The organism is Glycomyces tarimensis (assembly GCF_054776215.1).
In genome coordinates this window covers 82,042-90,140 of record NZ_BAAHCB010000021.1, presented here as the reverse complement: position 1 = coordinate 90,140, position 8,099 = coordinate 82,042, and the positions used below count along the sequence as shown (strand labels likewise).

Annotated in this window: 8 protein-coding genes and 1 pseudogene; all 9 read right to left on the bottom strand. The window is 75.9% G+C overall.

Going from position 1 to position 8,099, the window contains the following annotated elements:
• Nucleotides 1-615: adenosylcobinamide-GDP ribazoletransferase (locus ACYVK3_RS17380; RefSeq protein ID WP_460498596.1), on the bottom strand; the 615-nt coding region annotated here is incomplete at its 3' end.
• Entirely contained in the window at nt 615-1,658 is a 1,044-nt protein-coding gene (cobT, locus tag ACYVK3_RS17375; protein WP_460498595.1) for a nicotinate-nucleotide--dimethylbenzimidazole phosphoribosyltransferase, read from the bottom strand. The genes cobT and ACYVK3_RS17380, both read right to left, overlap by 1 nt.
• The gene (gene cobC, locus ACYVK3_RS17370; protein ID WP_460498594.1) at nt 1,655-3,244 is read right to left on the bottom strand and encodes an Rv2231c family pyridoxal phosphate-dependent protein CobC; all 1,590 of its coding nucleotides are present in this window, start codon (nt 3,242-3,244) and stop codon (nt 1,655-1,657) included. The genes cobT and cobC overlap by 4 nt, the downstream gene beginning before the upstream one ends.
• A complete protein-coding gene (locus ACYVK3_RS17365) occupies nt 3,241-4,140 on the bottom strand; it encodes a sirohydrochlorin chelatase (RefSeq protein ID WP_460498593.1) in 900 nt (299 codons plus the stop codon). Before ACYVK3_RS17365 ends, cobC begins: the two co-directional genes overlap by 4 nt.
• Nucleotides 4,137-4,748 (bottom strand): precorrin-8X methylmutase, encoded by a 612-nt coding sequence (locus ACYVK3_RS17360; RefSeq protein ID WP_460498729.1) that lies wholly within the window; start codon nt 4,746-4,748, stop codon nt 4,137-4,139. The genes ACYVK3_RS17365 and ACYVK3_RS17360 overlap by 4 nt, the downstream gene beginning before the upstream one ends.
• 5 nt (nt 4,749-4,753) lie before the next feature.
• Nucleotides 4,754-4,954 carry a 4Fe-4S binding protein gene (locus ACYVK3_RS17355; protein WP_460498592.1) on the bottom strand — a complete coding sequence of 67 codons (201 nt, stop codon included), beginning with the start codon at nt 4,952-4,954 and terminating at the stop codon, nt 4,754-4,756.
• Nucleotides 4,954-6,645, bottom strand: coding sequence for a precorrin-3B C(17)-methyltransferase (gene cobJ / locus ACYVK3_RS17350; RefSeq protein WP_460498591.1), 1,692 nt, complete (start codon nt 6,643-6,645; stop codon nt 4,954-4,956). The genes ACYVK3_RS17355 and cobJ overlap by 1 nt, the downstream gene beginning before the upstream one ends.
• Nucleotides 6,642-7,841 carry a precorrin-6y C5,15-methyltransferase (decarboxylating) subunit CbiE gene (gene cbiE, locus ACYVK3_RS17345; RefSeq protein WP_460498590.1) on the bottom strand — a complete coding sequence of 400 codons (1,200 nt, stop codon included), beginning with the start codon at nt 7,839-7,841 and terminating at the stop codon, nt 6,642-6,644. The genes cobJ and cbiE overlap by 4 nt, the downstream gene beginning before the upstream one ends.
• Nucleotides 7,838-8,099 (bottom strand): annotated as a pseudogene (locus tag ACYVK3_RS17340) (hypothetical protein); the annotation flags it as partial. The pseudogene ACYVK3_RS17340 and the gene cbiE, both read right to left, overlap by 4 nt.

Below are 8,099 nucleotides of genomic sequence, written 5' to 3'. Positions count from 1 at the left end.
GGTACCCGCCGCCGCGGCGACCAGAACGATCGGCCAGCCCCGGTGGAAGGCGATGCCGCTCGCGGCGGCCAGCACTGCCGTCCACAGTGTCGCGACGGTGAGCGCGCCGCGGGACGCGGCAGCGGCGGGACCGGCCGCCAGGGACCCCGCCCGGGGCCGGCCGGCCCGCAGCTGCCAGACCATGGACAGGCGCCCGACGACGGGGACGAGCGCCACAGCCGGCCAGGCGCCGGGCGTCCCCGTGATCGCGCCGAGCAGGGCGAAGCGGAGCAGGAGGGTGATGACGAGAGCTCCCGCCCCCACCGCGCCGATGCGCGGGTCCTTCATGACCTCGGCGACCTGGTCGGGAGGGCGGCGGCTGGCCAGCCCGTCGGCGGTGTCGGCCAGGCCGTCAAGGTGGAGGCCGCCGGTGAGCGCGAAGTCGACGGCCAGGACCAGGGCCGCGGCCACCAGGGGTCCCCCGATGTGCAGGCCCGTCCAGGCCGCCGCGGCCCATGCGAGGCCGACGGCCAGGCCGGCGAGGGGGAAGGCCGAGACGGCGGCGCGCGTGAGCGGCCACCGGCCGCGCACCGGCACGACGGTCAGGAAGCCCAGCGCGTCGCGCACCGCCCGCATCAGGCGCCGAGCTCGTCGAGTCCGGCGACGCCTCTGAGGACCGCGGCCGCGCTGCGGACGATCGGGACCGCGAGCAGCGCGCCGGTGCCTTCTCCGAGGCGCATTTCGAGATCGAGCAGCGGTTCGAGCCCCAGCCGGGCGAGCCCGGCGGAGGCTCCAGGCTCGACCGATCGGTGGCCGGCGAAGAGGTAGCCGGTCACGTCCGGGCACACAGCGACGGCCGCCAGTGCGGCGGCGACGGTGTTGACGCCGTCGACCAGGACCGGGACGCGCCGTGCGGCGGCGGCGAGCGCCGCCCCGGCGAGCGCGGCGTGTTCGAGCCCGCCGAGGGAGGCGAGGGTGCGCAGCGGGTCGCGGTCGTCCCCGTGCCGGGCGAGGGCGTCGGCGACCACGGCGATCTTGACGCCGAGGGTCCGGTCGTCGATGCCGGTGCCGCGTCCGGTGACCCGGTCGGCGGGTTCGCCGGTGAACGCGGCTATGAGCGCGGCGGAGGGGGTCGTGTTGGCGATGCCCATGTCGCCCAGGACGATCAGGTCGGCGCCGGTGTCGATCAGGTGGCCCGCGAGCTCGGCCCCGGCGAGGATCGCGGCGGTGCATTCCGCTTCGGTCATGGCCGGTTCGACGCGGAGGTCGCGCGTGCCGGCCCGGATGCCGGCGGTGCTGAGCATCGGGTGGTCACCGGGCGGTTTGGCCGTCCCGGCGTCGAGGACGGCGACGCGGGCGCCGCAGGCGGCGGCGATGGCGTTCGCGCTGGCGCGGCCGGCGCAGAAGTTCTCGACCATCATGGTGGTGATCTCCTGCGGCCACGGGCTGACGCCCTGGGCGTGGACGCCGTGGTCGCCGGCGGCGATGAGCAGGGCGGGGTCTTCGATGGGCGGTGGCGGGCAGGCCCTGGCGACGGCGGACAGCCGCCCGCCGAGCGTTTCGATGCGGCCGAGGCTGCCCTGTGGTTTGGCGAGGCCGTTGTGGCGTTCGGCGGCCAGGGCGGCGAAGCGCGCCTCGACGGGTTCGATCTGGTCGACGAGGGAGGCGAGCCGGTTCATGTCGCGCCTTTCAGATGTCGCAGGAGAGCGGTTCGGAGTCGGTCGGTCGTGGGCTCATCGCGGACGGCGATGCGCAGGTAGTGGCGGTCGAGTCCGGGGAAGGTGTCGCCGCGGCGCAGGGCGAGGCCGTCGGCGAGGAGGCGTTCGCGCAGGTCGGCTTGGTCGGTGCGGACGAGCACGAAGTTGGCCGCGGCGGGCCAGGCGCGCAGGCCGGGGAGGTCGTCGAGGGCCTGCAGGAGTGTCTCGCGTTCGCGGTCGACGCGGCGGGCTCGTTCGGCGCGCTCGTCTTCGGCGGCGGCGCAGGCTTCGATCGCCGCCAGCGCGAGGGAGCTGACCGGCCAGGGCTGGCGGGCCGCGTCGAGCCGGGCGATCGTCGCGGCGTCGGCGAGGAGGTAGCCGACGCGCAGGCCGGCGATGCCCCACAGTTTGGTGAGGCTGCGGACGGCGACGAGGCCGGGGAGGTCGCCTCGGCCGGCCAGGTCGGCGCCGTCGGTCAGGAAGTCCGCGAACGCCTCGTCCACGACGACGGTCCGTCCGGGGCGGCAGAGGCGTTCGACGGTCGCCACCGGGTCGAGGGTGCCGGTGGGGTTGTCGGGGCGGGTGAGGAGGACGAAGTCGGCGTCGTGGGGGACGCCGGCGGGGTCGAAAGTCCACTGTGCGCTGTCGCGGAAGACCCGCGTGACGCGCACTCCGGCGGCGCGGAGCGCGGCCTCGCCTTCGGTGAAGGTGGGGTGGACGCAGACGGCGTGCCTGGGGCGGAGCGTCTGGGCCAGCAGCCAGAAGCCTTCGGCGGCGCCGTTGAGGAGCAGGCATTCGGCCGGGGTGCGCCCGTGTCGGGCCGCGGCGGCGGCCCGGGCGGCACCCTGGTCGGGGTAGGCGGCCAGGTTCGCGGCGGCCTCGGAGAGCCGTTCGGCCAGCCATTCCGGCGGTCCTGCGAGGACGTTCACGGCGAGGTCCACCGCGCCCTCGGGCACCTGGGTGTCGCCGTGTTCGCGGAGCCGGTCCTCCCGTTCCGGGGGCGCGGTCGGCGCGGGCAGTGGCATCGGGCGACCGGCGACGACCAGTTCGCATTCGCCGGCGGCCTCGCTGAACTGCCGCACCACGTCGCCGTGGAGGTCGAGCCAGCGCCGGGACGAGGCGTGGGTCGGGGTGAGGCCGCCGCCGGCCTGGCCGGCGACGACGATGACCGGCGCGGGGTGGGCGGCGGCGAGGTCGCGCCATTCGGCCGCGGCCGCCAGGACGCGGTCCCATGCGGCGCGGCCGTCGGTGCCGAGCCCGGCGACCTCGTCGTCGGCCCACAGCCCGGTGAGGGTCATCTCGTCGGTGACCCATCCGTCGAGGTCGTCGATGAGGGCGCAGGTCTCGGGGGGCAGTTCCCGCAGTGCCGCGGCGAGGTCGGTGGTCTCGAGGGTGCGCCAGGCGGCGGGGCGGCGCTGCCGGTGGGCGCGGACGCGCTCGGCCATCTCGGGGTCCGAGGGCGAGCCGGTGGCGAGGTAGGCGACGGGGCGGCCGCTGGCGGCGGCCAGGCGCTCGGCTCGGGCGCTCTTGCCCGAGCGGGCGCCGCCGAGGATGAGGTGGAGGGTCATTGGGCGGCCTCGGCGTGGTGGTGGCCGTGGTGGTGGCCGTGGGTGCCGGGGTCGTCGGGGTGGAAGTGCAGGGTCTGGGGGGCGCCCACGCGGTGCTCGAAGCCCGGCAGGGCGACGCGGTGCTGGCAGGTGTCGCAGTTGACGGAGGTGCGGCCGGCCTCGGCCTCGTCGGCGCGGGCCAGCAGCGCCTCGGCGACGGCCCGGTCCGGCCCCAGGTACGGCGCGTCGACCACTTCGATTCCGGGGTGCTTCGCGGCCCACTCGCGCGTCTGCGCCCGGATGCGGCGCTCGAGCACGCCGGTGAACAGGAAGTACGGCAGCAGTGCTATCCGTTTCGCGCCCAGGGCCCGGCAGCGGTCGAGGGCCTCGGGCACGGAGGGTCGGGCGAGGCTGACGAAACCGGTCTCCACCAGCGGCCACGGGCGGCCCTCCCAGAGCAGGCGGGCGATCTTGCACAGTTCGGCGTTCGCGTCGGGGTCGGAGGTGCCGCGTCCGATGAGGACCACGGCGGTCTCCTCCCGCCGCTCGGCGGGAACCGCCTCTCGCAGCCGCCGGTCGACCAGGTCCAGCAGTTCGGGCCGGACGCCGAGCGGTGCACCGTAGGTGAACGTCACGCCCGGGTGGCGTTCCCGCTCGGCGGCGATGGAGGCGGGGACGTCGCCCTTGGCGTGGCCGGCGCCCAGCAGCACCAGGGGCACGACCGTCATGCGGTCGATCCCGTCGGCCACCGAGGCGGCGACGCTCTCGCTGATCGGCGGCGGGCACAGCTCCAGAAAGGACAGGTCGGCGCGGAGGCCGGGGCGCAGTGCCCGCACCTGTTCCAGCAGCCGGAACGATTCGGCCTGCCCGGCCTCGTCCACCGTGCCGTGCGCGACGATCATGAGTTGGTGGCTCATCTTCGGTTCTCCTCGAATGCGGTAGGTGCGGAGTACAGGAGGGCGTTGACGGCGGCCGCGGCGACGGCGGAGCCGCCGAGCTCGGACCGGTTCGAGACGGCCGGGAGGCCGGAGGCCCGGAGCGCGGCCTTCGACTCGGCCGCGCCGACGAAGCCGACGGGCAGGCCCACGACCAGGGCCGGATCGGGGGCGCGGGCGATGACGGCCTCCAGCGCGGTCGGCGCGTTGCCGACCGCCCAGACGGCGCCCGCACCGAAGCGCTCGCAGGCGAGCGCGATCGCCGCCGCGCTGCGGGTGGTGCCGCGATCGCGCGCCAGCTCGGCGATCCCGTCCCAGGTCAGCGGTACGACCGTGTCGGCGGCGGTGATCCCGGCGGCGACCATGCGGCTGTCGGCGATGATCGGCGCCCCGTCGCGCAGGGCCTCCCAGCCGCGTCGCAGGGCTTCCTCGTCGAGGACGAGGTCGTCGGCGTAGCGGACGTCGGCGGCCGAGTGGACGATCCGTTCGGTCACCGCCCGGCTCAACGGCGGCAGGTCCGACAGGTCGACTCTGGAGGCGAGGAGGCGCATGCTCTCGGTCTCGATGGGGTGGACGCGGTCGCGTCCCATGCGTCTCACGGGCGCACCTCCGCGAGCGGCCGGATCGCCTCGGCCGGGCAGACTTCGGCGCATTCGCCGCAGCCGGTGCACCGCTCTTCGAGCACGATCAGCGGCACCGGTCCGCCGGGCGTCGGGCGCAGGCACCGCTCGGGGCAGGTCCGCAGGCAGGCCCCGCAGGCGGTGCACTCGGCCGTGACGGTGAACGCGGCGTCCATCAGGCCGCCTCCGGCCTGTAGCCGCGCGGGGTGACCATGCGGCCCGCGATCGTGCGGGTCCGACTGGTGCCGACCAGGACGAGGGTGGTCATCTGGACCGTTTCCACGTCGAGCCCGCCGAGGGTGGTCGCGGTGACGGCCTGGCCGGGGCGTTCGGCGTCGCGGACGACGCCCACCGGCGTGTCGGGGTCGCGGTGGCGCAGCAGGATCTCCCGTGCCCGGCTGAGCTGCCAGTGGCGTCCGGCGCTGCGCGGGTTGTAGAAGGCGATCGCCATGTCGGCGCGGGCGGCGGCCTCGACGCGCTCCTCGATCAGCTCCCACGGGGTCATCAGGTCGGACAGGGAGATCGAGCAGTGGTCGTGTCCGAGCGGCGCGCCGAGCAGCGCGCCGGCGGCGAGCGCGGCGGTCACGCCGGGCACGACGACGACGTCGATGTCGTCGCCGGCCCGCTCCAGGGTCGGCGAGGCCATCGCGTACACGCCGACGTCACCGGAGCCGACCAGCGCGACGGCACGGCCTTCGCGCGCCAGGGCGAGGGACCGCTCGGCCCGCTCGATCTCCTGGCCGAGCCCGTACCGCTCCATGACGGCACCGCGGGACGTCCAGCGGGCGGCCTGTTCCACATAGGGCCCGAAGCCGACGACGACTTCGGCGGCGGCCAGTTCGGCGGCGGCGCGCGGGGCGGTGAGGTCGTGGGCGCCCGGTCCCAGGGAGACGAGGGCGAGGCGTCCGCGGGCCGGTCTCCGTGCGATCGCGACGGTGGCCATGGGGCTGCGGCGCTTGGGGACGAGGAGTTCGCCGCCGAGGTGGAGGGCGGCGGCCTCGGCCACGGAGGGGGTGCCGACGACGGCGCGGACGGTCTCGGAGGGGTGGGGGACGTCGATCGCGGCGAGCGTCTCTGAGGGGAGGTGCGCGATGGACCAGCCGCGGGCGGCGACGGCCTCGTTGATGCCGGGTTCGTCGGCTTTGCGGTCGACGGTCGCGGCGGTGTGGACGGCGAGCGGGGAGAGTCCGGCGTCGGCGAGGGCGCGGTCGATGAGGTCGCCGACCTCGGCGGCGGTGGCGCCGCGGGAGGAGCCGATGCCGATCACCAGCGAAGGGGGGCGGTAGCGGACGCAGGGCACGGGTGCGGGGGCGATGCGGTCGCTGACGCGCAGCAGGGGCGCGGCGGGATCGTCGGTGACGGGCGCGGGGAGCGGCCCGAGCGGCCAGGGGAGCTCGCGTTCGATCCGGACGGGGCCGCCGGCCAGTAGGTGGCCGCCGACGGCGGCGAGCTCGCCTTCGGCCCGGACGCCGAAGCGCTTCCCGAGCGCGCCGAGGCCGGGCAGCCCGGCGGATTCGGAAGCGGTGGTGACGACCGGGGTCGCGCCGAGGTGGGCGGCGATGCGGTCCGCGAGGTCGTTCGCGCCGCCTTCGTGGCCTCCGCAGAGGCTGACGGCGAAGCGTCCGGCGTCGTCGACGCAGACGACCGCGGGGTCGGTCCGCTTGTCGGACAGGTGGGGGGCGATCAGTCGTACGGCCGCGCCGGTGGCCATGACGAGGACGATGGCCCCGGCCCCGGGCCAGGCCGCGGCGAGCGCATCGCGAACTCGCCCGGTGCGGTGCTCGCCGCCGAGGTGGGCGGCGAGGTCGGCGGCGAGGCGGCGGCCGGTCTTTGTGGCGGCCAGGACGACGGTGCGGGGCGCGGTCACGGGTGTACTCCTTGGACGAGCAGGACGGGGTTGCGCGGTGCGAGGCGGTGGCCGCCGCCGAGCGGCACGAGGTCGGCGACTTCGATGAGCTGTCCGCTGGCGGTCCAGCCCGCGTCTTCGAGCCGGTTGACGACCGGTCCGACGCGTTCGAGCGTGGCCAGCGCGACGGCGATCCGGTCGCGGCATCGGGCGGTCGCGGCGTCGATGATCGCTTCGAGCTCGGCTCCTCCCCCGCCGATGAACACGGCGTCGGGGTCGGGCAGGGTTTCGAGCGCTGCCGGGGCGCGAGCGTGGACGAGTCCGAGGCGGACGCCGTGGGCGGCGGCATTGGCGCGGGCGCGTGCGGTCTGGGCGGCATCGGCGTCGATGGCGATCACTCCCGCGCCGAGCGCGGACGCTTCCACTGCGACGCTGCCCGATCCGCAGCCGATGTCCCACATCAGGCGGCCCGGGGCGGGGCCGAGCGCGGCGAGTGCCGCCGCTCGCACGGCGGGCTTGGTGATCTGTCCGTCGCGGTGCTCGAAGTCCTCGACCGGGCGGCCCCAGAGGGCGGCGGGCCGGCCGTGCGCCAGGAGCGTCGGTCCGGCGGTGTCCGCGGCTCGGTCGAGGATCAGCATGACGTTGGGGCCGGCGAATTCGCGCTGCGCGGCTTCGGCGAGATCGCAGCGGACGACCGTTTCGTCGTCGTGTCCCAGGCGGGACGCGACCACGATGGTCCGCTGACCGCAGCCGGAGTCCAGCAGGGCGCGGGCAATGGCGCTCGGAGTGTTGGCGGCGTCGGTCAGGACCGCGACCTTGGCTCCGGCGAGCGCGGTGGCGAGGGCCGGGCCCGGGGCGCGGCCGTGCGCGGAGACGACGTGGGCGTCCTCCCAGCTCATGCCGATCCGGGCGAAGGCTCCGGCGACCGAGGAGGCGGCCGGATGCGCTTCAAGCGGGCGGTCGAGGCGGGCGAGGCGGCGGAGGATGCCGAACCAGCCGGGGTCGCCCGAGGCGAGGACGGCGACCGTGCCGGGGACGGCGGCGATGCGTTCGAGCGCCGAGTCGAGGTCGCCGGCGATCGGGATGGTCTCGACTCCGGCGGGGGCGTGGGCGTCCAGGTGGCGCCTGCCGCCCGCGACGGCCGAGGCGTCCTGGGGAATCGGTCGGGCCGGGCGTCCGTCGGGGCCGACGCCGATCACGATCACCGGTGCGGTCATCCCCGCCTCCACAGTGCGGGGTCGGCTCCGGCTTCGGCGAGCCGTTCGGGGGCGCGGGTGCTCCAGGCGACGGGGTGCAGCTCGTCGAAGTCGACCAGGACCGCGTCGACGTCGAGCGCTCCCCCGCAGTGCCGCGCCCAGGCGGCCAGGTTGACCGCCACGTCGTCGCAGAGGGTGTCGCCGGCGGCGGCCAGGATGCCGTGCCGCGACCACAGTTCGTAGGCGTGCCTGCCGGTGTTGGCCTCGCCGACCGCCGCG

Excerpts from the sequence above, each read along its gene's own strand:
- ACYVK3_RS17355 (WP_460498592.1), bottom strand. The coding sequence starts at position 4,954 with ATGGACGCCGCGTTCACCGTCACGGCCGAGTGCACCGCCTGCGGGGCC.
- cbiE (WP_460498590.1), bottom strand. The coding sequence starts at position 7,841 with ATGACCGCACCGGTGATCGTGATCGGCGTCGGCCCCGACGGACGCCCG.
- cobC (WP_460498594.1), bottom strand. The coding sequence starts at position 3,244 with ATGACCCTCCACCTCATCCTCGGCGGCGCCCGCTCGGGCAAGAGCGCC.
- ACYVK3_RS17360 (WP_460498729.1), bottom strand. The coding sequence starts at position 4,748 with ATGGGACGCGACCGCGTCCACCCCATCGAGACCGAGAGCATGCGCCTC.
- cobT (WP_460498595.1), bottom strand. The coding sequence starts at position 1,658 with ATGAACCGGCTCGCCTCCCTCGTCGACCAGATCGAACCCGTCGAGGCG.
- ACYVK3_RS17365 (WP_460498593.1), bottom strand. The coding sequence starts at position 4,140 with ATGAGCCACCAACTCATGATCGTCGCGCACGGCACGGTGGACGAGGCC.